Source organism: Bradyrhizobium campsiandrae, assembly GCF_014529705.1.
Lineage (GTDB): Bacteria > Pseudomonadota > Alphaproteobacteria > Rhizobiales > Xanthobacteraceae > Bradyrhizobium > Bradyrhizobium campsiandrae.
In genome coordinates, this window is sequence record NZ_JAANIH010000308.1 from 1 (window position 1) to 265 (window position 265).

Below are 265 nucleotides of genomic sequence, written 5' to 3' on the forward strand. Positions count from 1 at the left end.
TGTCGCGGCAACTCTCGAGCCGGTTCTTCAGCCTTGCGATGTCCTCCGTGATCTGGTCGATCATTGTCAGATGCTCGGCAAAGGGCTGAAGGCGCGGATCCGGAGCGGCATGGATCGTCCTGACCGCAGCAGTGCACATCGCGATCAGCTTCGCGTCGATCTTGTCGTTCTTGGCCAGCAGCTGATGGAACGTGCCATAGGCACGGACCTGCTTCGGCTGAAACAGGACGACGACGAACCGCTTGCGCCGCAGCTCGGCGACGAC

General features: G+C 61.5%; 1 protein-coding gene. It reads right to left on the minus strand.

Features of this window, described 5'->3' with window-relative positions:
• Positions 1-265, minus strand: a 265-nt coding sequence (locus tag G8O24_RS43225; protein ID WP_188108477.1) for an IS110 family transposase, incomplete at both ends; no start/stop codon positions are given.